27 protein-coding genes are annotated in these 24907 nt (G+C 44.3%); 4 read left to right on the forward strand and 23 right to left on the reverse strand.

Features of this window, described 5'->3' with window-relative positions; genetic code table 11:
* Positions 1-44: 44 nt before the first annotated feature.
* Positions 45-1853, reverse strand: coding sequence for a M3 family oligoendopeptidase (locus BIV59_RS05905; RefSeq protein ID WP_071350539.1), 1809 nt, complete (start codon positions 1851-1853; stop codon positions 45-47).
* Positions 1854-2007: 154 nt separating this feature from the next.
* On the opposite strand from BIV59_RS05905, the gene BIV59_RS05910 reads away from it, so the two are divergent.
* Complete coding sequence (locus tag BIV59_RS05910) at positions 2008-2349, forward strand: hypothetical protein (RefSeq protein WP_071350540.1); 342 nt, start codon at positions 2008-2010, stop codon at positions 2347-2349.
* 519 nt (positions 2350-2868) lie between these two features.
* On the opposite strand, the gene sigK is transcribed toward BIV59_RS05910, so the two are convergent.
* The 14 genes from sigK to BIV59_RS05975 form a co-directional block, all read right to left on the reverse strand.
* Positions 2869-3582, reverse strand: coding sequence for an RNA polymerase sporulation sigma factor SigK (gene sigK, locus BIV59_RS05920; protein ID WP_071350542.1), 714 nt, complete (start codon positions 3580-3582; stop codon positions 2869-2871).
* Positions 3583-3749: 167 nt separating this feature from the next.
* Positions 3750-4361: an NAD(P)H:quinone oxidoreductase gene (gene wrbA, locus BIV59_RS05925; RefSeq protein WP_071350543.1), complete on the reverse strand. Its 612-nt coding sequence runs from the start codon at positions 4359-4361 to the stop codon at positions 3750-3752.
* Positions 4362-4862: 501 nt separating this feature from the next.
* Entirely contained in the window at positions 4863-4997 is a 135-nt protein-coding gene (locus tag BIV59_RS22710; RefSeq protein ID WP_083392063.1) for a YrzI family small protein, read from the reverse strand.
* 102 nt (positions 4998-5099) lie between these two features.
* Positions 5100-5240 carry a YrzI family small protein gene (locus tag BIV59_RS24370; RefSeq protein ID WP_083392064.1) on the reverse strand — a complete coding sequence of 47 codons (141 nt, stop codon included), beginning with the start codon at positions 5238-5240 and terminating at the stop codon, positions 5100-5102.
* A 54-nt stretch (positions 5241-5294) separates the two neighbouring features.
* Positions 5295-5432, reverse strand: a complete 138-nt coding sequence (locus BIV59_RS23545) for a YrzI family small protein (RefSeq protein WP_170846094.1) — start codon at positions 5430-5432, stop codon at positions 5295-5297.
* Positions 5433-5850: 418 nt separating this feature from the next.
* Positions 5851-6090 (reverse strand): YrhC family protein, encoded by a 240-nt coding sequence (locus tag BIV59_RS05935; protein WP_071350545.1) that lies wholly within the window; start codon positions 6088-6090, stop codon positions 5851-5853.
* 429 nt (positions 6091-6519) lie between these two features.
* Complete coding sequence (locus BIV59_RS05940) at positions 6520-7488, reverse strand: sugar phosphate isomerase/epimerase family protein (RefSeq protein ID WP_071350546.1); 969 nt, start codon at positions 7486-7488, stop codon at positions 6520-6522.
* 20 nt (positions 7489-7508) lie between these two features.
* Entirely contained in the window at positions 7509-8549 is a 1041-nt protein-coding gene (locus BIV59_RS05945) for a Gfo/Idh/MocA family protein (protein ID WP_071350547.1), read from the reverse strand.
* A 23-nt stretch (positions 8550-8572) separates the two neighbouring features.
* Positions 8573-9601 (reverse strand): Gfo/Idh/MocA family protein, encoded by a 1029-nt coding sequence (locus BIV59_RS05950; RefSeq protein WP_071350548.1) that lies wholly within the window; start codon positions 9599-9601, stop codon positions 8573-8575.
* 35 nt (positions 9602-9636) lie between these two features.
* The gene (locus BIV59_RS05955; protein ID WP_071350549.1) at positions 9637-10362 is read right to left on the reverse strand and encodes a ThuA domain-containing protein; all 726 of its coding nucleotides are present in this window, start codon (positions 10360-10362) and stop codon (positions 9637-9639) included.
* Between the two features lie 18 nt (positions 10363-10380).
* Positions 10381-11208 carry a carbohydrate ABC transporter permease gene (locus BIV59_RS05960; protein ID WP_071350550.1) on the reverse strand — a complete coding sequence of 276 codons (828 nt, stop codon included), beginning with the start codon at positions 11206-11208 and terminating at the stop codon, positions 10381-10383.
* A 24-nt stretch (positions 11209-11232) separates the two neighbouring features.
* Positions 11233-12603, reverse strand: a complete 1371-nt coding sequence (locus BIV59_RS05965; protein ID WP_083392066.1) for an ABC transporter permease subunit — start codon at positions 12601-12603, stop codon at positions 11233-11235.
* A 114-nt stretch (positions 12604-12717) separates the two neighbouring features.
* The gene (locus BIV59_RS05970; RefSeq protein ID WP_071350551.1) at positions 12718-14031 is read right to left on the reverse strand and encodes an ABC transporter substrate-binding protein; all 1314 of its coding nucleotides are present in this window, start codon (positions 14029-14031) and stop codon (positions 12718-12720) included.
* 31 nt (positions 14032-14062) lie between these two features.
* Positions 14063-15052 (reverse strand): LacI family DNA-binding transcriptional regulator, encoded by a 990-nt coding sequence (locus BIV59_RS05975; protein ID WP_071350552.1) that lies wholly within the window; start codon positions 15050-15052, stop codon positions 14063-14065.
* A gap of 255 nt (positions 15053-15307) precedes the next feature.
* Here BIV59_RS05975 and BIV59_RS05980 point away from each other — a divergent pair, with 255 nt between their 5' ends.
* The gene (locus BIV59_RS05980; protein WP_071350553.1) at positions 15308-15511 is read left to right on the forward strand and encodes a hypothetical protein; all 204 of its coding nucleotides are present in this window, start codon (positions 15308-15310) and stop codon (positions 15509-15511) included.
* 18 nt (positions 15512-15529) lie between these two features.
* Complete coding sequence (locus BIV59_RS05985) at positions 15530-15718, forward strand: class I SAM-dependent methyltransferase (RefSeq protein WP_071350554.1); 189 nt, start codon at positions 15530-15532, stop codon at positions 15716-15718.
* Positions 15719-15836: 118 nt separating this feature from the next.
* Here the strand turns inward: BIV59_RS05985 and BIV59_RS05990 are convergent, their stop codons facing one another.
* The 4 genes from BIV59_RS05990 to BIV59_RS06005 all read right to left on the reverse strand — a co-directional run bounded on the left by BIV59_RS05990 (position 15837) and on the right by BIV59_RS06005 (position 19339).
* Positions 15837-16973, reverse strand: coding sequence for a bifunctional cystathionine gamma-lyase/homocysteine desulfhydrase (locus BIV59_RS05990; protein WP_071350555.1), 1137 nt, complete (start codon positions 16971-16973; stop codon positions 15837-15839).
* Between the two features lie 2 nt (positions 16974-16975).
* The gene (locus BIV59_RS05995) at positions 16976-17899 is read right to left on the reverse strand and encodes a PLP-dependent cysteine synthase family protein (protein WP_071350556.1); all 924 of its coding nucleotides are present in this window, start codon (positions 17897-17899) and stop codon (positions 16976-16978) included.
* Between the two features lie 91 nt (positions 17900-17990).
* Positions 17991-18686 (reverse strand): 5'-methylthioadenosine/S-adenosylhomocysteine nucleosidase, encoded by a 696-nt coding sequence (mtnN, locus tag BIV59_RS06000; protein WP_071350557.1) that lies wholly within the window; start codon positions 18684-18686, stop codon positions 17991-17993.
* A 14-nt stretch (positions 18687-18700) separates the two neighbouring features.
* Positions 18701-19339, reverse strand: a complete 639-nt coding sequence (locus BIV59_RS06005) for a class I SAM-dependent DNA methyltransferase (protein ID WP_071350558.1) — start codon at positions 19337-19339, stop codon at positions 18701-18703.
* Between the two features lie 239 nt (positions 19340-19578).
* Here BIV59_RS06005 and BIV59_RS06010 point away from each other — a divergent pair, with 239 nt between their 5' ends.
* A complete protein-coding gene (locus BIV59_RS06010; RefSeq protein ID WP_071350559.1) occupies positions 19579-19785 on the forward strand; it encodes a DUF2536 family protein in 207 nt (68 codons plus the stop codon).
* A 62-nt stretch (positions 19786-19847) separates the two neighbouring features.
* Here BIV59_RS06010 and BIV59_RS06015 read toward each other — a convergent pair whose 3' ends face one another.
* From BIV59_RS06015 to BIV59_RS06030, 4 genes are all read right to left on the reverse strand, one after another.
* Positions 19848-20540: a YrrS family protein gene (locus tag BIV59_RS06015; RefSeq protein WP_083392067.1), complete on the reverse strand. Its 693-nt coding sequence runs from the start codon at positions 20538-20540 to the stop codon at positions 19848-19850.
* 97 nt (positions 20541-20637) lie between these two features.
* On the reverse strand, positions 20638-22398 hold the full coding sequence (locus BIV59_RS06020) for a penicillin-binding transpeptidase domain-containing protein (protein WP_071350560.1): 1761 nt from the start codon (positions 22396-22398) through the stop codon (positions 20638-20640).
* A gap of 83 nt (positions 22399-22481) precedes the next feature.
* The gene (locus tag BIV59_RS06025) at positions 22482-22853 is read right to left on the reverse strand and encodes a hypothetical protein (RefSeq protein ID WP_071350561.1); all 372 of its coding nucleotides are present in this window, start codon (positions 22851-22853) and stop codon (positions 22482-22484) included.
* 15 nt (positions 22854-22868) lie between these two features.
* A complete protein-coding gene (locus tag BIV59_RS06030) occupies positions 22869-24896 on the reverse strand; it encodes a DUF6792 domain-containing protein (protein ID WP_071350562.1) in 2028 nt (675 codons plus the stop codon).
* Positions 24897-24907 lie beyond the last annotated feature (11 nt).

Below are 24907 nucleotides of genomic sequence, written 5' to 3' on the forward strand. Positions count from 1 at the left end.
AACATTTGGGGTGCAGTACACAGGCGGCATTTTTTTATACTTCATTATGCCTGTTTAACAAGAGGGTTGGTAAGGTCAAGAAACTCTTCAATATCCTTCAGGCAAGCGCCTACCGCATCCTCCCAGAATCCGCTTGACGCCAGGTCAACGTTCAGGTGCTTTTTGGCTAGGTCCTCCACCTTCATGCTTCCTGTATCGCGAAGCAGGGCGATATACTTTTCTTCAAAACCTTCTTCCTCCTTCAACGCCTGGGCATAGATTCCCAGGGAGAACAGGTATCCAAATGTATACGGGAAGTTATAGAAAGGCACACCGGTAATGTAAAAATGCAGTTTTGATGCCCAGAATGACGGATGATACTCGCTGAGTGCTTCTCCATAGGCTTCTTTTTGTGCTTCTTCCATCAATTCATTCAGGCGTCCGGCGCTGACCATTCCTTGTTTTCTTTCTTCATAGAATCTTGTTTCAAATAAAAAGCGGGCATGGATATTCATCAAAAGTGCGACAGACCGCTGAATTTTGTCTTCAAGAAGTGCCAGCCTTTCTTCATCATTTTTCGCTTCCTTAACAGCCGCATCCGATACAATCATTTCAGCCAGGGTGGATGCTGTTTCAGCCACATTCATTGCATAGCCCCGGTTAAGGGGATGCGTCTCCTTCAGGGCAAAAGAATGAAAGGCATGCCCCAGCTCATGGGCAAGCGTTGATACATTGGAGGGTGTCCCGGAATAAGTCATGAAGATCCTTGATTGCCCGCTGACAGGAAAACCTGTGCAAAATCCGCCAGGCCTCTTGCCTGGACGGTCTTCCGCTTCGATCCAGCTGTCCTCGAAAGCCTTTTCTGTAAAGGACGCAAGCTTTTTCCCGAATTTGCTGAAATGCTTGAGAATGAAGGCCGCTCCTTCCTGATAATCCATCACCTTTGCTTCTCCTGAGGAAGAAAGCGGCGCATCCAGGTCAGACCAGCTTAATTTCTCAACTCCAAGAAGCTCCGCTTTGCGGTTCAGAAATTTAACCAAAGGCTCTTTTTGGCTGGCAATGGCTCCCCACATGCTGTCCAGAGTCTCTTTTTGCATTCTGTTTATATCAAGCGGCTCCTTCAGCACATCCTTCCATCCGCGCTTTTCGTAAACACTCAGCCGGAAGCCAGCAAGATGGTTCAGCGTTTTAGCCAAAAGATCGCTCTTTTCCTGCCATGCCTGCTCCCACGCCTTGAAAATGCTGCTTCTTACCTTAGGATCAGGATCAGAGAATTTATTTGCTGCCTGGCCAACAGACAGCTCCTGTTTCTCCCCGTATTCTTCAAAAGGAATCCGGATGGAGCCGACAATTGTATCATAAAGCTGTCCCCAGCCATGGTATCCATCCACCTCGAGCTGGTTAATCAATGATTCTTCTTCAACAGACAGCATGCTGCCCGCCTGTTCTCTGCGTTCATTCAGTATGTATTTCAATTCCTTTAAGGGTTCTTGCTTAAGTATGGACTGGAAGAATTCTTCATCAAGCTGGACCAGCTTTTGATCAAGCTTTGTCAGGGCATTTTGAAATGCCGCAAAATCCTGGGTAATTGCCGAGCGAAGTTCATGCGCTTTTTCATCAGCCATATCCTGGGCTTCCAGACAGCTGATAAAAGCGCCGGCCTGGCTTATTTTCATGCGGGTTTTCTCAAAAAGCTCCATGGCATTGATCAGGAGATGCTGATCTTTTTCTTCTGACCTGACTCTCCATCCGCTTACAAGGCTGTCTAATTCCTGGATATGCTTTTTTACCTCCTGCAGAAATTGCTGAAATTCTTCTGAAGAGCTTCCGCCTTTAAAAAACACCTCTAAATCCCAAGTTAACGAATATGTCATGAATTTGTTCCCCTTTCTGTTCCATATTTCTATTATAGGGGTTTTTGCGGATTTTTCAATTTAATCGAATGATTCTGAAATTTAAACTTTTTCCTTATTGTATTTTTTATAAAAGGTGATATGATGGGATTACTTCTAAAAAGGAGGGATCAGGTTGAAGAGCAAAGCGCTAATCACTCATTTATTGCTGATTGTTTTTGCAGCCTATGCGGCGCTGCACATGTTCACCGGATTTACCGTGCACCACTCTTCCGGAGACCACAGGATCCTAAGTACCTTTGAAGATGATAAGGTTCAATACTCAGCAGATGAACAGGATAAAAAGGTTCCATTGCCTGCTATTGTTCCTCCGGTATCAGAAATCAGTTTCGTTATTGTATTGATCTTGTTTATTTACAGCCTTTCATCCGTAAAACTGATCCGGCGCTTTCTATTTTTGGATCCGGTGCATTACAGCTCCAAGTATGTGGCTAATTTCCTGAATTTTAAAGGGTAAAAAACTTTAAAACGAAGGAGTGGTATCCATGTGGATCCGTTTTTTAATGGTGGGCGTCTTTTCAGCAACAGCTTCAAGTCTATTAACCTTTCAAGGAATTGAAATTTACCATGCTTTTTTAGATATGATAAAAGGCAAATATTAAAGCTATAGTAAAACTCACTGAATGCGGAGAGAAAAACAGCTGTTTTTCTCTCCGCTTTTTTGTATTTTTTTATGGCTCTTTTCTTAAAGATTGTTGTTACTAATTAATTTTCGAGGCAATTCCATTGTTATGGCAGGTTGATTGGAGCGGAAGGTGCGGAGACTCCTGCGGGATCAGCGTGACAGATGAGACCCCGCAGAAGCAAGTAGAGGAGGCTCAGCGCACGCCCCGCGGAAAGAGAAGCACCCTGGAGCGGAAATCAACCCCTTGTTCCACAGCAACAAAGTTTACGAAAACAGCCTTTTTAAAAAACCCAGCAGTATTCCACGAAGCAAAAAAAGCTGCCTGGTTTATTAACCTGGCAGCTCGACGGTTCAGCTCTTCTTTTTCTCTTTTTCTTCCCGGTAAAATTCATGAAACATTTTCATAAGGGCCCTTTTTTCAATCCGGGAGACATAGCTTCTTGAAATTCCGAGCTCCTTGGCGATTTCACGCTGTGTTTTTTCCTTTTTCAAATCCAGCCCGAATCTTCCTACGATCACTTCTTTTTCCCGGTCGTCGAGGATGTCAATATATTTCTTCACTTTTTCAATTTCCATATTGAGCTGAATCGTATCAATAACGTCCTCTGATTCAGATTTCAGTACATCAATCAATGAAATTTCATTACCCTCTTTATCCTGACCGATCGGATCATGCAGCGAAACATCCTTTTTCGTCTTCTTCGTAGCTCTTAAGTGCATAAGGATTTCATTTTCGATACACCGCGCCGCATATGTGGCAAGCTTCGTCCCCTTGCCCTCTGAATAGCTTTCAATCGCTTTGATCAGTCCGATGGTACCGATAGAAATCAAATCCTCTGTGTCTTCACCGGTGTTTTCGAACTTCTTGACAATATGCGCAACCAGCCGCAAGTTGTGCTCGATCAAAATGTTTCTTGCATCACCGTCACCCTGGGCCATGAGCTGCAGATATTTCCTTTCGTCCTTTGCTGATAGCGGCTGGGGGAAAGCATTGTTTTTTACATAAGAAACTAATAAGTAAAATTCTTTGACCAGGTAGCCAATTGCTGTCAGTATGTCTGGCATGTTTCTACCTCCCCTAATTCATTGGGCCTTTGCCTATGTTTCATACCTATGCGGACGGCAGCATGTTTGTGTCTGTACCACTTGAATTTAGGGAGGTATTTATTTTACTGCAATATATTTTTCAGTGATCTGGTTTGACGCCTTTTCATGCAAACAAGGAGATTGTTTTACTGATTGCCTTTTTTCACCCATTCAGCCAATGTAATGGTCCGTTTCGCCTGATACTTGACGGCCGCTTCAACGTCTTCCTGCATGTTTCCGTTTTGATCCACTGACACACTTGTTCCATATGGGTTGCCTCCTGCCCCGAATAAAACAGGATCCGAATAGCCTGGCGCTGCCACAATTGCTCCCCAATGAAACATGGTTGTGTATAGTGATAGAATGGTGGATTCCTGTCCGCCATGAGGATTTTGGGCAGAGGTCATTGCGCTCACAACCTTGTTTACCAGCTTGCCTTTACTCCAAAGCCCGCCGGTGGTATCAAGAAATTGCTTCATCTGTGAAGGCATATTTCCATACCTCGTCGGGACACTGAAAATTATTGCGTCTGCCCACTCAAGATCTTCCAAAGTGGCTTCGGGCACCTGCTCCGTCGCTTCTAAGTGAGCTTTCCAAGCAGGATTTCCTTCAATCACGGAACTTGGTGCCAGTTCTGGCACCTTCATTACCTTCACTTCAGCCCCCGTTTCTTTCGCACCTTCCTCAGCCCAGCGCGACAGCTGATAATTCGTTCCGCTCATGCTGTAATAAATGACAGCTAAATTAATGTTTATCATGACTTCCTCTCCTTTATTTTTGAATTTTCTATATTCCACTACATACCCCATTCAGTACTTTTACATGCATTTGTACGAATTATTCCGTTCCAATCAGCATAGTGCAGAAATAAGCCATTCACTTTAGCAACGCAAAAAAATGCTTACAGCATAAAGCCATAAGCATTTTTCCGATTTACATGTCGATTAATACTTCCGTTGCTATTACTATTCCTATGATAGTGGCAACAACCAGGGATATCACAATTGTAAACATAACTGTGCACTCCTTTATTTGATCCTTCATAAAAGGTAACATGCATTCTATGCTTACATCTCTCCGAAATTTGTACATTTTTCATACAAATGATGTCAAGATTGTGAAATTCCCTTTTCTTCTCCGAAAAACAATACGTTAGCCGGTATCCTTCTGATGCCAGATGCACCCTTTGGTTTCCATTCCTGCTGCTCCACTTCTATTCATAATACTTCATCCTCTCTGCATTTATTTGTTCATCGCTGTTAATTTCTGTGCATTAAACCGCGGACGATATATTCTTCACGCAATTTTTTCATTTCTTCACGATGTTTATATTCTTCAGCCGTTATGTTCTTTCGCTTGATGATAATCGTAAAAAACAGCATATTCACTATCATATGTTTTCACCCCCTTACAGGCAGTCATTCCCTTTTCCATTCCCCGGCCAAAACCTTTTTTCCCTATCATTTATCAGCATCATATTCTCCCCTTCCTTAAAATTAATTGATGTTTCCATGCATTAGCCCGCGGTTTCTGTAGTGGTCCCTCAGGCTGCGTATATTTTCCTGGTGTATAGATTCTTCCTTGGTTAAATTGCTTTTTTTAATTGTAATTGTGAGAAAAATAATATTTAATTTCATTCTTTGTCACCTCTTTTGCTTCTTAACAGCATTCATTGTACTTTTAGCCGACTTTTACATTCTTCGATGCATGAGGGCACGATCGATATGTTCCTTGCGGATCTTCATAGATTGATCTGCCTGGATACATTGCTGTGCCGTTATTTTGTGTTTTTGAATGGTAACCGTAAAAAACAGGATATTCAGTGTCATGGTTTCACCTCCGATTTTTGGACAGAAAAAGGCCGCAGAAAGAATAGGCCTCCTGCGGCTGTTTTGGGCATAAAAAGGCCGCAGGATAACGAATCCTCCTGCGGCCGGGATTATCTGCATCATTCATTAAAAGCAAAGTATTGCCTTAAAGAAAATCTGCTCCGTACAGGTCGAATTCATTTTTAAATTGTGTTGTTGCACAGGAAAAACTTGCAGCTCTGAATTTAGCAATGATATAAGTCATTTTCTTCGACCTCCTTTAGCAGTTTTATCTTACATTGGTAAGTATATCCAAAATATACAGTTTTGTAAACCTGTTTTTTGCCTAAATTTCAGAAATTTATTGCACAAAAAATCCTGCACCACACTAAACATTACTTGTTCAGTATATGGTGCAGGATTCAATTTAGAATATATATCATCCGATTTCATCTAAATGCCGTTTATATGTTTTAGCTTTCATGAAAAAGAAAACAGACACTAGCAGGCTTGCTGTGCTGGTTATCATGTAAGCATACGTATTAGCCATGGTCATATTTTGATCTGGAAGGATGGTTCCTATATAAAAGAACGAACCAACACAAAGCAGGATCATCGCAAAGCGTTTAAAATCATGCATTTTTGCCATAAGCACCTTCGTTTGTTCCTTCGTATTCATACAGACACCTCCAAAATTCTCACAATCTATCACTAGTCCCATTTTACCATACAAAGAACAGCAATCCCGATTGTAAATTATGTAAAAAGCATAAGACGCATTAGAATAGAAGGCGCCCTTTGCCTTCTGAGGTCAAAACATCTTTACTCTATGACCTCTAAAAGACAAGGCTCTTTTCTTAATATTGTTGTTTTTTAATTGTTCTGTGAAGCGAACCTGTTGTTAAACCGGGTTGATTGGAGCGTAAGGTGCGACAGTGCGGGATTAGCGGGAAGGTGAGACCCCGCAAGCTTGCTTGTGAGGCTCACCGCCCGCCCCACGGAAAGCGAGCATCCTGGAGCGGAAAACAGCCACCTTGTTTCATAGCAAGAAGGGTTACGAAAAAAGCCAAAGAAAAAGGGGACTCAGTTTGGAGTCCCCGGATTGTTATTATAGCCACCACATGGAGGATGGGTTTTCATTGATTAATACGGATTGCAGGTTTTTCACTGCACGCATGAAGCCTTCGTTAATTGACATCAGCGGGTCTTCGTGTTCGATGGATACTGCGTAATCATATCCAAATGTGCGAAGCGCGCTCATCATGTCAGACCATTCCTGCAAGCCATGTCCGCAGCCTACAGAACGGAAGGACCATGCCCGGGTTCTTACACTGTCATATGGCTGCATGTCTGTAAGTCCGTACATGTTTACATTTTCCTGGTCGATGTATGTATCCTTTGCGTGAAAATGGTGAATGGCGTCTTCTTTGCCAAGGATCTTAATTGCTGCAACCGGATCGATTCCCTGCCACCAAAGATGGCTCGGATCCAGGTTGGCGCCAATTGCCTTGCATGTTTTCTCCCTAAGCTTCAAAAGAGTATAAGGGGTATGGACCAAAAATCCTCCGTGAAGTTCAAGGCCGATCTTCACATTTTTTTCTTCTGCAAATTTCCCCCACTGCTTCCAGTAAGGAATGAGTTTTTCTTCCCATTGCCATGTCAGCACATCACCATATTCATTCGGCCATGGAGCAACAGGCCAGTTTGGATGCTTGGCATCTTCCTGATCCCCAGCTACACCTGAAAAGCAGTTTACGACTGGTACATTCAGGAGTGATGCAAGCTCTACGGTTTTAACAAATGTATCATGAGAAACTGCAGCAAATTCCTTATCCGGAGACAGCGGATTGCCATGGCAGCTGAAAGCGCTGATGATCAGGCCCCTTGAAGTCACTTGCTTCAGGTAATCCTCCCGCTTTTCTTTGCTTTCCAGAAGCTCATCCAGCGGGCAGTGGGCATTGCCCGGATAATTGCCTGTCCCGATTTCTACCGCATGAAGACCGGCTTCCTTGACAGTATCCAGCATTTCTTCAAAAGATTTATCTGCAAACAATACAGTAAATACTCCTAATTTCATTCTTATCCGCCCTTCCTAATTTATATCCTCACACTGCAGCCTTTGCTGCTGCTTTCATATATCGCTTCAATAATCTGAGTTACCTGAAGGGCTTCCTCTGCTTTAACAACCTGCTCTGCCATACCAAGGCAGGAAAGCACAAAATTTTCCGCCTGAGGGAGGCTCGGATCATCCGCACCAGGCAGCCATTCGGCATTGCTGTTGAACAGCATGCCATGCTTTGCGTAATTGAGGCTGAACGGGAAAACCTCAAGCCCGCCCTTATCACCAGAGATGCTAACGTTTTCGATGACATCTTCTTTAATATTGCTGCTCCAGGAGGTTTCAAGCAGCAGGGATGCTCCATTTTGAAAACGGATATACCCTGATACATGGTCATCCACCCCAAAGGTTTGATGGTCGAAAGAGCCCCATTGATTAACCTGTCCGGGAATTCTGCTCAATACGTCATAGGTTGTTCCGCTAATTTCGGCCGGCTTGGGATTTCCGATCAGCCAAAGTGCCAAATCAAGCAGATGGCAGCCATAATCCATCAGGCTTCCGCCTCCCTGGAGCTCCTTGTTGATGAATACACCCCACCCGGGAACCTTGCGCCTGCGGAGCGCCTGTACCCGGATTACAAGCGGAGTGCCGATTTCGCCTTCATGAATGACCTTTTTGGCGGCAATTGCTTCCTTCATGAACCGGTAATGATAGGCAATGGACAAAATCTTGCCTGCCCTGACAGAAGCGGCAATCATTTCTTTGCCTTCTTCTGCAGACAATGCCATCGGTTTTTCGCACAATACGTGGCATCCAGCATTCAAGGCTTCGATTGCCAGCTCTGAATGGAATTTGTTTGGCGTGCAAATGACAACAGCATCCGCGAATTCAAACAACTCTGCAAGAGTCTGGGCAACTTGCGGAATATCGTGTTCTGCCGCCACTTGCCTCGCTTTTTCAAAATCCGTGTCATACAGGGCGCAAATAGAAACCTTGTCCGCTAATTTCAGAAACGTAGGGATATGCCGGTTTTGGGCAATCCCTCCAACCCCGATAATGCCCACTTTTAGAATTGTCATAACAAAACCTCCTGATCAAGAACCTATCCGACTCGAACAATGCTCTTTGTTTCGTTCGATTTCAAAGCGGCGAGGACTACCATCAGCGACTTCATGCCTTCTGATCCGCTTACAGCTGGCTCTTTGCCAGAAAGAATGCTCTCAATGAATTTGTCAATGACTTCAGAGCTGTTTTGGCCGCCTTCATCGTTGGATTGTATTTGTCCAAGCTCATAGTTTACTGTTTCCCCTGATTTATATTGAACAATTAATGAATATTCCGGATGATCTTCAATTCTCACAATGGCATGCTCGCCGTAAAGGATTGTCGAATTATCCTCCTTCGCTGTGTAAGACCAGCTTGCAGCCAGTGTACCGATAATTCCGCTTTCAGTTTTTAAAATACATACAGCATTATCATCCACATCGCTGTTTTCTTTGGCAGAGCCTTCTACAAAGCTTCCAACCTCCGTAATTTCTTCATTCAGCAGATAGCGGAGCAGATCGGTTTTATGTACACCGAGGTCGCCCATGGCACCGATGAATGCCTGGCTTTTCTTAAAGAACCAGCTATTCGTGCCGTCAGCACTCCAGCCTTCAGGGCCTCCATGGCCAAACGCCGTTCTGAAGCTGTACAGCTTTCCGATTTTTCCGCTTTCAATCAGCTGTCTGGCTTTCACATGTGAAGGTACAAAACGCTGATTATGAGCAATCATTAATTTTTTGCCGCTTTCCTCAGCTGCTTTAATCATCGCTTCTGCATCTTCCTTGGAGGTTGCCATTGGCTTTTCGCACAGCACATGCTTTCCTGCCCTCAGTGCAGCAATCGTGATTGGTGCATGGAGATAATTCGGCGTACATACAGAAACTGCATCAATCGAATCATCGGCAAGGAGCTCCTCATAGATTGTATAAGGCTTTGCCTGATATAGAGATGCTTTTTCTTCTGCACGTTCTTTCACAATATCGCACACTGCTGCAATTTCAGCCTCCGGATTCGCCGCATACTCCCGCAAATGCCTGTGTGTGGCTATACTTCCGCAGCCTATTACGCCAATTCTCAACTTCCTCATCCCTGCATCTCCTCTTATCTCTAATATTTATTGTCTTATTTGCGTGTGCCGATCGCTTCTAACGGCTTTGCATTTCCATAAACAGGACGCTTGCGCAGTACAGGCTTTGCCCAGTTCACGGCATTAACGATAACCTTCTGGATATCCTTGTTATGATAAGTTGGATATGTTTCATGGCCGGGGCGGAAATAAAAGATTCTTCCATTTCCCCGATTATACGTGCAGCCGCTCCTGAATACTTCTCCGCCTTCAAACCAGCTGACAAAAACAAGCTCGTCCGGAACAGGGATATCAAAATGCTCGCCGTACATTTCTTCTTTTTCAAGCTCAATGCTTTCTCCAATTCCTTCTGCAATCGGGTGTCCAGGGTCCACCACCCATAGCCTTTCTTTTTCATCCGCTTCTCTCCACTTCAAGTCACATGAGGTCCCCATCAGCTTTTTGAATACTTTAGAAAAATGGCCGGAGTGAAGCACGATTAATCCCATTCCGTCCAGCACTCTCTCTGTGACGCGCTCGACGATCTCATCGCTGACCTCATCGTGTGCGATATGCCCCCACCAAAGCAGGACATCGGTATCTGCCAAAACATCTTCAGTCAGGCCATGTTCCGGGTCGTCAAGGGTGGAAGTCCGGACATTGAAGGGTTCTTCACTTAAGAAGCTTGCCAGCTGGCCGTGGATTCCTTCGGGATAAACTTCCCTTACCTTGGGATTTTTCTGTTCATGGCGATTTTCATTCCAAACGGTTACATTCAGCATATTAGTCAATCTCCTTTTTTATTCTTTTACAGATCCTGATGTGAGTCCTGAAACAATACGGCGCTGGAAGATAAGAACCATAATGACAAGAGGTATGGTCACAACGACTGTCGCTGCTGAGATTTCGCCCCACGGAATTGTGAATTGCCCCTGGAACATCGCGATGCCTGTTGGAACGGTTTTAAATTTTTCATCCGTATTGATGGTCAAAGCGAACAGGAATTCATTCCATGCTGCGATGAATACCAGGATAGCAGTAGTGAAAATCCCGGGTACCGCAAGCGGCAAAATAACCTTCCAGTATGTCTGCATCAAAGTGGCTCCATCAATTTTCGCAGCTTCTTCCAGATCAAAAGGAATCTTGCGGAAGAAGGTCACAAGCAGCCAGATGGATAATGGCAGCGTAAAGGTTGTATAAGGGATAATTAACCCCAGATAGGAATTCGTTAAACCCAGATTTTTCAAGATAATATAAATTGGTGAAATAGTTGCGATTTGAGGAAACATCGTCACTGACAAAACCAGCCCCAGGATGAATGTTTTCCCCTTGAACTGAAGCCTTGCAATCGCATATGCCGCAAAGGATGCGACCAAAACGGTATAAACCGTTGTAATGGTGGCAACAACCGTACTATTCCATAGATATCGCAAAAATGGATAATTTACGAATACAGAAACAAAGTTTTTAAAGGTCGGGTGCTCCGAATATGGAGTAAAGGCCCGATCCCCAAACAGCTCGGAAGCCGGTTTGATTGAACTGATCAGCATCCACAAAAACGGAAACATCACGAGGAATACAAACACAACCAGAAATACATAAAATAACGGGCTTGCTTTTTTCTGCATGGTGCACACTCCTTTCACGGCTCTTTATCTGCCTGATCCCTCACCTAAGAGATCTTTTCCCAAAAATTTAATGTAAATCATTGAAATGACCGCTACACAGATAAAGACAATTACGGATAAGGCCGAGCCGTTGCCGAAGTTAGTCTGGGAGAACATGACCTTATATGCAAGAATCGAGATGGTTTCTGTCGAGTTGGCAGGACCGCCTCCCGTTAATACGTAAACAAGGTCAAATACCCGGAATGCATCAAGCGTCCTGAATAAAAGGGCAACAAGAATGCTGGATTTCAGCAGCGGGAGGGTAATGGACACAAATTGGCGCCATTTTCCTGCTCCATCGATCGCGGCAGCTTCGTACAGGGAGGACGGTATGGTCTGAAGCCCTGCAAGCAGCAGCAGTGACATATAAGGTGTTGTCTTCCAGACGTCTGCAAAGATGACCGAGAACATTGCGCCGGTATCGGTCACAAGCAGGTTTTCCATTTTATCGACAAGGCCGATGGATGAAAACAATTTGGCAATGATACCGTTTTGCCCGTCATACAGGAACTTCCACATCATGGCTGAAACGGCTGTCGGAATTGCCCAGGGAATCAGAATGCTTGCCCTGATAAGCCCCCTGCCGACAAATGCTTTATTAATTAATAGAGCAATAGCAAGCCCGATCACAAATTCCAGCACCACCGAGACTACGGTAAATGTCAGCGTATTGCCCATGGCCTTCCACATTCTGCTGTTCGTTAAATCATCTTTATAATGCTGAAAACCCACGAAGTTCGGCTGCTGTACCACTTCTTTATAGCCTGCGGCAAGCCCGAGTATTTTCTTTTCCTGAGTTAGCTTCGTTTCTTTTGAAATCGATTTCAGTTCCTTGTTAATGGATTCCCCCGTTTTACGAAAATCCTCAGCAAGGCTGTTATCAATCTTTGCAATGCTTTCTTTGTTTCCTACTTGTTCGAAATTCATGAGCTTATCGTTTACAGCCTGATATTGCTCTTTAAGTGCTGAATCATTTTGCAGTTTTTTATCCATATCTTCAAGCTCTGTTTTCACCTTTTGAAGCTGATTCTTTTCAGTGCTTGTCTTTATTTCGCTATCAATTGCTCCAACGAGGAATGGATAGTTGTTCAGGTAACGGTCGAGATCGATATTATGGCTTAGATGGACCTCGGACCTTGTCGGATCATTCAGCTTCAGGTCAAACAAGCTGAAGTAAAAGGATTGCAAGACAGGCCAGATGGCAATCACGAAGATCAAAAGCAGGGACGGAGCTACAAGCAGATAGCCGATCTTTTTTTCGGATAGTTGCTTTTTAGGCTTCTTATTTTTTTTAACCGGGGGTGCAGGGACACCTCTTCTTGGTTCATTCTCTACTCCAGCTGAGCCATTTTTCATATATCATTCTCCTATACTATGAAAAAATCGAAGATGACCCATGGAATTCTCTGCTTGTATATATCACAGATTCCTTCACAGAGTCATCTTCTTCTTGCTTTTTGTGAACGAAACTTAGGATTTAAGTTTTGCCTTCATTTCTTTTTCCATATTTTGTACAGCCTGTTCAACTGTTTCCTGTCCTGCAATCGCTTTGGAAACGTGGATTTGAATGATTTCTGAGATTTCTGGATAGTTAGGAGCAACCGGGCGTGAAACCGCAGCCTTTAAGCCATCCTGGAAGCCTTTATCCGCAAAAGTAGGGTTTGCTTTGATAACGTCCTGGTCATTGTAAAGGCTAAGAATTGTCGGTGCGTGCCCGCCATAAATGGCATCGATTTTTTGCCCTTCAGGTCCAGCCATGAATTTCAGGAATTCCCATGCTTCTTTTGGATGCTTGGAGTTTTTGTTGATTCCAGCCATCCAGCCGCCAAGTGCAGCGCCTGATCCTTTGTCACCGGAAGGAAGCGGAGCGATTCCGACTTTGCCGGCAATTTTTGATTTTTCTTTATCATTGGCACTTGCATATTCATACGGCCAGTTGCGAAGGAATGGAGTCTGGCCTTCAATGAACGCCTGGTCGCTTTCAATTTCAGTGAATGTTGTTACGTTGCCTGGCACTACTGATGATTTTGCCACTTCAACCATTTTCTTTAAGCCTTTGATGGTCTGCGGGCTGTTTACAGTTACTTCGTTTTTCTCGTTGATGAATTGGCCGCCGTAAGCAGAAACGAATTCAACAGCGTTACATACAAGGCCTTCATATTGCTTCGCCTGCATGATATATCCAAACTTAGTGCCGCCTTTTCCTTTCAATGCCTTTGCCTGTTTAAGCAGGTCATCCCATGTTTTAGGGACATCGCTGTCTTTTACAAGATCTTTGCGGTAGAAAAGAAGTCCCGCATCAATGAATTTTGGAAGCGCCCATTGTTTCCCGTTGAACTGGGATGCAGCAAGTGCACCCTGGTTGTATTGGTTCAGGTCAATATGGTCAGCCTGGATAAAGCGGTCAAGCGGAAGCACATAGTCTGCCTGCGCGAATTCTGCCGGCCAAATTACGTCCATATCGATGACGTCAATTTCAGATGACTTGGCGTTGAATGCCGTAATATATTGGTCATGCTGCTGTCCAGTGTCAGCAGGCATCTGTTTGAAGTTGATTTTGATGTTTGGATGGGATTTTTCAAACGCCTCCACCATTTTGGTTGTGCCCTGTGTCACGTCCTTGCCGCGGGCATATGTCAATGTTACTTTTTCATCTTTACCCTTGCTGGAATCCTTCTCTCCGCCCTTGTCTGTTGAGCTCGTATCGCTTGAACTGCAAGCTGTCAGTGCAAGTGAGAGTGTAGCAAAAACCGTGAGCCATTTCATTTTCATGGACTTTTTCATGTATGGTCCCCCAATAATTTTATAGTCGGTTTCATTTTGTAGAGCCTCGCACAACCAATTCAAATGGCAATAATGTATGCTTCATCGCGGAATCATTTTTCCCATTGATAGCATCAATGATTTTCTCCATGGCGATCCGGCCCATTTCCCCGACCGGCTGTTTTATAGTGGTAAGCTCCGGATCCATCGCCCTCGATATCGGCTGGTCATCAAAGCCCATCACGGCAAAATCCTGCGGGATCGAGATTCCGCTTTTTTTTGCTTCGACAAGCATGCCCGCAGCAACCTGGTCACTTCCTGTGAATACAGCTGTCGGCTTGTCTGGAAGATTCTGCAGATAGTGGAATACCCTGCACCCGTCTTCCATGTTAAAGACGTTTGAGACACGCCATTCCTGGCGTACATTGATTCCGTATTCATTCAGCGCCTTTTGGATTCCGCGGTCCCTGTCCCTTGCCAGGCTGCTTTTCCCGCCGCTTGTGATGGCTACTTTCTTATGTCCCATTTTCAGTAAATGCTTTGTGCCTAAGTATCCTGCCTCGAGCTGGTTCAGCCGGACAGTCGGAATGTTCGCGCGCCGGTCATATTCATTGCATAAGACCATGGGGCCGCATGAGGTATACTCCTCAATTATTTCCCAGTCATTTTCAATGGATGTCAAAATCAGGCCATCCACCTGTTTCGTTTTGAGCAATTGCAGAAATTTGAGTTCTTTCTTTTTGTCGTACCTCGTCTGGCAAACAAGGAGCTGCAGATTGTTCTGTGTTGCAACAGTATCTATTGCCTCAAGAAGATATGCAAAAAAAGGATTAGTCAAGATTGGAATTAAGATAGCAATAGTATCTGTTTTTTGGTTCCGCAGCCGCTGGGCTGATGAATTAGGAAAATAATTAAGTGCCTCCATCGCTTCCCTGACTTTTTGTTTTTTTTCTTCAGTCACATTGGGATGATTATTAATCACACGCGATACAGTCGCATTGGAAAGCCCCGCCAGACTGGCTACATCCGCAATCGTTGTCAAAAAAACGCCTCCTTTTCCCTCCTTATAAAAAATTTGCAGCGCTCTTGTAAACGATTTCTGAAATCGTTTACAATTACACTTTAAAACATATTTTCATAATTTTCAACCATTTTCACAAAAATATTTTATAGTTTCATAGACTTTCCTTAAGACGCAGACGATCATGGTGCAAAAGCAGAATTTAACTTAAACGCCGATTATACTACAGGATTTTTTGCTGTCCTAGCGAATTACCAATCATACGCAATAGAAGCTATGAAAAGCGGTGAGATTATTATTTATATTGATAAAAAAACAGAAAAGGCAATCGCAGCAAAACTTCGCCATGCTGGCTGTGTTTTTGCCGAGGACGAAGCAAGACCGCTTGTCTCAGAGGCACAGTCAATGGAATCTCTTACTGCCATGGCAGATAGGAGGGCAACTGGGGTACCGCTTGAATATGTTCTTTTGCTGGGCTGATTTCTGCGGAGGATAGCAGTGGAGCATGGAGTCTTTGTTCCCCGCCGGCGTACAGAATTTTTAGTTAAACAGGCGGCCCGCTGCGGCATGCAGTGGGCAATTGTTGCAGACATTTGCTGCGGTACAGGCGCAGTAGGCGCGGCACTGGCCAAAGCCCTCGGCGGGATTGAACTGTACGCTGCAGACTCCTGCTGGTCTCGACTATGACATGGCCAAGAGGAACAAAGCCTGTCCTCTGACATGCTTATAGGGGTGCTGCCTGCACGAAGCGGCATAAACAAAACAGGACTCCTCCAAAGGGAAGAATCCTGTTTTGTTTTGCCTTTTAAGCTTCAAGTGCAGTCTTTAAATCTTCGATCAGGTCTTCGGCATCTTCAAGGCCGACAGAAATCCGGATCAAGCCATCAGTGATGCCAAGCTCTGAACGGCGCTCCTGCGGGATGGAAGCATGTGTCATAAGAGCCGGAATTGAAATTAGGCTTTCTACTGCCCCAAGGCTTTCAGCAATGGTGAAGTATTTAACCTTGCTTAACACTTCTGCTGCTTTTTCCGCGCTTCCGACATCAAAGGAAACCATTCCGCCAAAACCGCGGGATTGCTTTTTGGCAATATCATGGTTTGGATGGCTTTCAATGCCAGGGTAATACACTTTTTTCACCGTTTCATGCTGAAGCAGAAAGTCCACGATTTCCCGGGTGTTCTTTTCATGCTCTTCCATGCGCACACCAAGTGTTTTGATGCCGCGCATCAGCAGCCAGGAATCCTGCGGCCCAAGAATACCCCCTGTAGAGTTTTGCACGAAATGAAGATCTTCCCCGAGCTTTTCGTCATTTACAATGGCAAGCCCTGCTACAACATCGCTATGGCCGCCAATGTACTTCGTAGCGCTGTGCAGCACAATATCTGCACCAAGCGTCAGCGGATTCTGCCAATAAGGCGTAGAGAAGGTATTATCAACAATCGTCAGCAAACCGTGTTTTTTGGCGATCTTCGCTGTTTCTTCAATATCGGTGATTTTTAAAGTTGGATTTGTCGGCGTTTCCAAGAACAAAGCTTTTGTGTTTTCTTTGATTTCCTTTTCAATGCCTGATAAGTCGCTTGTATTGATGAATGTAGCTTCAAGGCCGAAACGGTTCAGCACTTTTGTGATTACACGGTAAGAGCCTCCATATACATCATCAGTCAGCAAAATGTGGTCTCCCTGGCTGAACAGCATCATGACAGCCGTCATGGCAGCCATCCCGGAGCCAAATGCAAACCCGCGCTTTCCGCCTTCGAGGTCCTTAATGAGTTCCTCCAATGCGTGGCGTGTCGGATTTCCGGTTCTTGAGTACTCATAGCCCCGGTGATTTCCCGGACCATCCTGTTTATAGGTGCTTACCTGGTAAATCGGTACAGACACTGCACCTGTTTTTTCATCGCCAAAAATCCCGCCATGTATCAGCTGTGTTTTCTTTTTCATTGTTAAATGCCCCCTTGATAAATTTTCTTGCTTAAATATCGTTCGCTCGAATCCGGGAAAATTACTGCAATATTTGTCCCTGGTTTGGCTGTTTTTGCTTCCTCTAAGGCTGCATATAATGCAGAACCTGAAGAACTTCCAGCAAGCAGCCCTTCCTTGCGCGCCAATTCACTGACAAGGAAAAATGCATGTTCATCGGATACGGTATGGATGCCGTCAAAGTATGATTCATCCATATAAGAAGGAAGGAATTCCATGCCCGTTCCCTCTGTCTTATGAGGTCCAGCTTTCCCTCCATTTAAAATGGAGCCTTCTGGTTCGACAATGACGGTTTTCACTTCAGGATTTTGTTCCTTCAGATATCTAGCTGTACCCATAAATGTTCCGCCTGTCCCTGCTCCAGCCACGAAAACACCAATCTTACCGTCAAGCTGGTCATAGATTTCAGGTCCCAGTGTTTTATAATAGGTGTCAGGATTTGATGGGTTTGCAAACTGCTGCGGACAATAGGAGCCCGGGATTTCCTTAAGAAGCTGCTGGGCCTTTTCAATAGCTCCCTTCATCCCGTCCTTTGTCGGAGTATTGATGACTTTAGCTCCAAGTGCCCTCATTAGTTCCTGCTTTTCTGCACTGAACTTTTCCGGCACGCAAAAAATAACATCAATCCCTTTATTGATGGCAGCAAGTGCAAGTCCGATTCCTGTATTGCCGGCAGTCGGTTCAATGACAGTGCCGCCTTCTTTCAGTTCCCCGCTTTTAAAGGCTGCCTCAAGCAGCTCTATTCCAAGGCGATCCTTCACACTTCCCCCAGGATTGAAATACTCAAGCTTAGCAAATATCCGGACACCCTCTGGAAGAGGAAATTGAGTGATTTCAACCATTGGCGTTTGGCCAATCAATTCATGAACGCTTCCATAAACCTTCATTTCTCAACGCACCTTTCACGGCTGATCCGTATCCAAGCCGCTGTCTTTATATAACAGGGGCGCGTTTGAAGCTTTTTTTGCCCCCTGCTTATTACTTCATCCGCTTTATCATGTGTAAAATAAGCTCCGTGGAATTAAGCGCAGCCGTTTCTAAAAACTGCTCAAAGGAAATATTTGATTCCTTTCCTGCAATATCAGAAAGTGACCGGATAATCACACAAGGTACTCCAAACTGGTACGCCACCTGGGCAATGGCCGCTGCCTCCATTTCCACTGCTGCAAGGTCAGTGAACTGGCTGCGGACAAATTCAACACGCTCAGGATCATGCATAAAAGAATCACCTGTAACAATCAGGCCTTTTGCCACCTGGATATCACTTATTTCCTTTGCAGCTTCTTCAGCAATCTTCAGTAGAGCCGGATCAGAAGTAAATGCTGCCGGCATTTGAGGGACTTGCCCATACTCATATCCAAAGATGGTTACATCCACATCGTGATGGCGCACTTCTGTTGAGATAACTACATCGCCTACATTTAATGAAGGAAGATATCCGCCTGCAGAACCTGTATTGATCACTGCGTCAGGCTTGAACTTTTCAAGCAGGATCGCCGTTGACATCGCCGCGTTTACCTTACCGATTCCTGATTTTAATAGAATTACTTCTATACCGTCCAGCATTCCTGTATTGAATTCGCTGCCTGCGATTGTTACCTGTTCAAGATTTTCCAGCTTATCACGTAAAATAGTTACTTCTTCTTCCATTGCTCCGATTATGGCTGCTTTCATTATTAAACCTCTTCCTATAATTTTTCCGCTTCCATAATCCAGACAAATTGGTTGCATCGGTCAAAGCTTACTTCAAAGCCGTTTGCTTCTAATACAGATTCAAAAAACGGAATGGTTGTATAGTACTCTGTCTGCAAATCATTTGCCAAATTATGAAATCCTGCTTCCTGTGCTTCGCGTATAGCTTGGCTGTAAGCTTCTTTGGATTGATACATAGTATCTGCAAACACTATTTTACCACCACTTTTCAGTAATTTTCCATAGTCGGCCAAAGCTTTTTCCTTTTCGTCATCTGTCAGATGATGAAATGCATATGTGCTGACGATGGTATCCACCTTTTCAGGACAGATAAAGTCAATGAAATCTCCATCCTGGATGTCTGTTCCAGCAGGAAGCTTCTCAATCGCTTTTTCCCTCATAGCAGGTGATGGCTCCACACAGGTAACACTCAGGCCTGCCTGCAGCAGCTTTTCAGTAAGATTTCCTGTTCCGGCCCCAAACTCAATAACATGGCCATGAGCCCGCTTGGCCACGCTTTCTAGGATCAGTTCGTAATTTTTAAATACTTCCTGATATTCTATATCTTTTCCCACCACTGTATCATCATACGATTTCGACCATTCTTCAAATAAATCCAGAAATTCTCTTCCCATTATTATCACCTTTTTTATTATAAAGTAAATAATTCCTATGAGTATAGTATGTTTTAGCGCGAAACTGTTCTAAATTTACCACATGACAAAGATTCCATCAAGTAATTCGCATTTTTCTGTAACTGTATTTTTGATAAATATAGAGGGAGCGATTACCCAAAAACATGATACACTTATCTGTGAAGTATCCTATGCTACGCGCATAGCATTTGTGATGAACAGATTACGGAGGGATAGATATGAATTTTCAGCTGGACTTCATTCAGGATAAAGTAGAATTTTTTGAAGCAGAAAGCCTGAAAGATCTGGAGAAAAAGGTAGAAGCACAAATAGAAGTGAACAAGGCCATTTTGCTTGGTGTACATGCTGTTTCCCATCAAATGCATGTAACGGAAGAAGGCAGAAGATTTTACAGCGCTGTCGTACATTTTAAAGCGAAAGCCTGATCAAATATACCAGGCAGGAAATAAAAAAAAACCCGGGTCAATGCCCGGGCCTTTTTGGGAAATCATTTTTTATCGTTGCTTTTCAGCTTTTCAATCTTAACCGGTTTCCAGCCCGAGCCATCTTCCCACTGAAGATAAACACGGTAAGTTTGCGGATCATTTTTGGCTGAAACCGTTCCGACTGCCGTATTCGGAGAGCCTCCGTTTTGAAGCCACCATGTTGTCATATTGCTTTCATCAATTCCAGCACCGTAGGCAAGAGCCTTCGTCATCTCTTTCCAGTCTGCAGAGCCTTTGTCAAAGGAAGTAGTATGCTGCCCGGTCTGGGTAGTGCCTACTGTTTTCCAGTCTTTGCTTTCATAGGCTTTGTCAACATTCGAATCGCTCTTATCCTGCACTTCTTTTAAATCGGCTTTCTGGTTTTCATCTGCGGTATCCTTGGTATCTCCGGAATCATCCGTGCTGTCATCAGCAGCAGCGCTATCTGTTTCTTCCCCTGAAGCCTGAACGGAGGAATCATCCTTGTTTTCTTTTGCAGGGCTTTCCTTTTTTGTTGTGCTATTTTTATCTTTTGCGGCGCTCGGGGCTTTCTCAGGTGCAGCGCTTTGATCTTTGTTGCCAATGAAAATGGTAGCTCCTACAACAATGATTAATAAGGACACAACCACAATCAGCACGTTGTATATTCGATTCATCTTTTTTTGCTTCACTTTGCTAAGTCTTGAATTATTCTGTATGGGCTTAAAATCACTCAATTCACATATCCCCCTAACTTATTGCGTACAGCTCCATTTTAGCATGTTCTCTTTAGAGTTTGAAGTGAATCCTATCCCAGCTTGTTTTCTCCGTGTTTCATTCTTTAGTCCCGTCATTTACTTGTTTTTGGTCTTCTTTATAGACTTCTTTCACAATATCGCCGAATAATGGAGTCATTGTTTCGCTTTTTTCATCCGTATCCAGGCTTACCGCGACAAGTGCATATTTCGGATTTTTATATGGAAAATATCCAGCAAACCATTTATTCAGCCTCTTCCTCTTGATATCAGTCTGTGCAGTGCCGGACTTTCCAGCTACCTCATATGGCAGATCAGCAAGAGGGGCTCCCGTTCCTTTCGGGCTTGTGACAACACCGCGCAGCAGCTGCTGCAGCTTCAGAGCTGTATAAGGCGAAATGGGTTTTCCGCTAATTTTCATATCAGGAAATGAAACGATGGAGGTCCCGTTATTGAACTCGACCTTTTTCACGGCCTTCACCATTTCCTTTTCCCCTCCACGGGCTATAGTCGCCATCATATTGGCAATGGCAAGAGGGGTTGCCTGAACATCCTGCTGTCCTATCGAGCTTTTTGCCACCATCCTTGGATCTTTTTTAAGCTTTTCATCTTGCCAGATCTTCCCTTTATCCTCCTGATCCAGCTGTTCAATCGGGGTATGGTAGACATTCCCTTTCCACCCTGAGCCTCCGATCACATTCAGCTTCTCGGCATATTGCTTCAAAAAGTCCTGATTCTTTGCAGAAATTTCCTGGCCAAGCTCGGCAAATGCCCTATTACAGCTTTGAGCAAAGCTATTTTCAAAGTTCAATGGTCCGTAATCATGCTTTTTATCTTTTTTTCCTTCAATGGTCAAGCTGCAGTTAAAGGTCTTGTTTTTTGCAGCCTGATAATCAATCGCAGCGGCAGCAACGACTGTTTTAAAAACAGAACCGGGCGCTGCCTGCCTGAACATGAGGTTCACTGAGCCTTCGGCATCAGGATTTCTCTTTTCCATGCTTGGCCGTGATACAATCGCCCGGATTTCACTTGATGCAATATCAATCAGGACGATCCCTCCTTTTTTTATACCATGCTCATCAACCAGCTTTTCCGCCTTGTCCTGAAGCCCTTTATCAAGTGTTGTGATTACTTTGACAGGGTATAAGGGGTTGGCAGGTTCGACATATTTAACATCTACCCCGAACATCGGTCCCCCGTTAGCATCCACATGGTACACAAGCTTTGAGTCGCCGCCTGAAAGCAGGAATTCATCAAATGTCCGCTGAAGCCCCCGGTAGCCTACCCTCGTTTCAGCCGACAGCTTTTGATCCGGATATCTCGGCACCTTCAGTGACCCGTACATAACAGTGGAGCCAATCAATTGAGCAGCCGGTATGCTGTTTTGGTTAAATTTTTCTTTCACGGCAAATACACCTGGTATTTTCAATGAATTGATCGCTGCTGTCTGCTCATCTGTTAAGATAATCGGTTTTTTTCCTCCAAAAGCAAATGGCTCCTTTGCCATCTGAACGGCATTCTTCAATGCCTCTTCATCTCTTCCGATAATACCCGCCACTTTATCCGCAGGCCAGTCCATTTTTTTCAAAAAAGGAAAAAGCACCAGTGTAGGAACTTCTTCATGTGCAAGAGGCACACCCTTCACGTCATAAAATTTCCCTCTTCCATCATCGAGCGTAACCGTCTGGGTTCTCTGCTTCACACTGGCTTCTATTAAATTCACATGATGTGCGGAAAAAGACTCTGTACTGATAAGCTGGATTTGTACAAGCCTTGCGGCAAGCAGGACCAAAAGCAGCATGATAAAACATGCAAGAAAGGCTATTCTTTTTTTCATCATATAAAAACACCTCATCACCATTGTTGACGAGGCATCACTTTTTAATCCCGGGCACAGACCATTTTTCGAAAGTTCTAATAATTTTATCGTGTATTGCTGTGCCTGCTCTCTCCAGATCCCTGTTTCCCGTTCGGAGGCATGGCGCTCTCTTCATAATAAATAGTGATATTCTGCGTTTTCATGTCATTCATAAGCCCGCTGTAGAGGACCGCTTTATCATGCATGACTTTTACACTTTGAGTGATGTGGATCTGCAGCTGGCTCAGCTCTTTTTTCAGCTCTTCATTCATGCTGTCCACCATTTCCCCGGAACTGCCTGCAAGTTCCTTTTCGGCCGCAAGCTGCATTTCGTGGGCCAGGCTTCCGAGCTTGCCAAAGAGATCGATAAATCCCCTGGCCTTACCTGTCAGATCTTCGTATGGTTCAAAATCATATCTTTTAGCCAAGCTTCCCATGTCTGCCTCCTTTTTCTACCGCAGATCAAACATACTGGACACTTTTTCATCTTTATTAAAAAGCTGTTCGATGGATGAACGTATTTTATTGATTAAATCCCTGCTTTTAGCCTGCTCGGTTTCATAATAGTGAAACGCATCCTCGAATGCATTTGTGAAGGATGCATCTAACGGTTTCATAACTTCATTGACAGTGATATTTGTGATTTCGGCATTTTCCATGTGAAGAAGGTATCTGTATCTCTGAGGATGGGTTTCCATGTCGCTGAATTTCTGAAGCAATTTCTTTTTGCGGATGTCATAGTCTTCGAGGTATTCCTTTTTATACATATTCTTAAGCTCTTTCAAATGGCCTTCCTGTTCATGAAGGGAATCAGTTCCCAGCTGATAAATCCGGACAGCAGAGGAAAGATTGATTTCTATTTTTCTGCTTCCGCTTCCAGCGGATAAAAACATGTCATTTCCTTCATAGCGTTTGCCTTCACCGGAGGCAAGCACGCTCGTCAACTGGCTGATGCTATGAGCATCAGCTGCTTCTCCAAAGCCGGAAAAAAACGTTTTAGCTTCCTTAAACATGTCTCCGCATGCTTCTCCCATTTTTTTAATATTCCAGACTGCTTTGGCTCCATTGATAAAAATCACCCCGGCCAAATCATCATCCACGCTGTGATTAGGGTTAAACATGTCAACTGCCAGTCTCTTTCCTGTATCAGCCGCAATCTCCAGCAGATTTTTCGCATGCTCCTTCAGCTTTTCAAAATGCGGGGCAAGCTTATCTTTTAGCGGCAGCATAGCGGTTAAGAGAATATGCCCGAAAAGAGGCAGCTGTTTTGCCAGATTCGTAACCTTCGATCCCATTTCGATAATCCTTGCTGTAAGATTGCCGATGGCACGGGTAAGCTCGGCAGGCATCGCAGGCACCGCAATAAGCGGAAATTTCACGAAACCGGTATAGGGAGCATGCACATCAAGATACTTTCCCTCCCAATCCGGACCATTTCTAAGAAAGTTCCCAATCTCCCTTTTCACATCATTCACGCACTCAGCGAAACTGGAATCATAGCCTGTCATAGCCCTGATCAGCGCTTCAGTACCTCCTTGCTCATATGCAGGGCCAAACTGCCCCAGGAAAGTCTGCAGTGCCTGGAGGTCTTTATCCGAAAGATGCTGCACGACATTCAAAATGCCATCAAAGTCAGGATTTGTGTCCACATACTTCCTGTCGCCAAGATCAATAAATCCCCTGATAATCGAGGCTGCATGAAGCATATCTTCATTTGCGGTCAAATGGTGAATATTCTTTCCTTTATCCCTATAATACTCTTCTGTGAAGGCTTTCAGCTCGGATGGCGGGATGGAGTAAAGCTGCTTATCGTCCTTGACGTTCCTATTAAATTCGTGCTGCAGGGCAAATTGAAATCCTTTATCGGCCAATACAAGCTGGTAGGCGCTTGGCGGGCAGTCATTGATGGCATACACATTACGGAACCCCCCATCCTTCAGCTGCAACATTTGAATCAGGTTTCCGCCGAGGGAGTGCCCAATTCCGGACTTTTGCAGCGGAATATCCTGAATCTCTTCTCCGTTTTTCCTTCTCCTTTCCATATCTCTTTTAACAGAATCATTAATCTCACTCGTTACGATTTGATCAAACATACTCGCATCCTTTAACTGATTTTGCGCCTTTCCTTCAAAAATCCCAAATAAATTGTATAGCCAGTCATTCGGACCCCCATTTCCTCCGTCTTCGGCATTCTCGCTTCCTCTTGTAATGGTGTATGTCTGGTTGATACCCTTTGCCGGATCATAAAAATGAAGAACCGTACCATCAAACCCCGAGTCTTTCCCGTTGCGTTTATCCTGATTAATCTCCTTTATATCATCAGAACGGTAAACTTCAATTTTCCCCGGAGGCTCTTTCCCGCATTCTTCAATATAAATTTTCCTGATTTGTTCTATGGTGATTGGCCCGTCTTTTTCATACTCCAAATTTGCGATTCTTGCCCGGAGGATATCATTCTTTAACACTTCTTCATTGCCCATTTTCGTCACCT

It is taken from the genome of Bacillus sp. MUM 13, assembly GCF_001866725.1.
Lineage (GTDB): Bacteria > Bacillota > Bacilli > Bacillales > DSM-1321 > Peribacillus.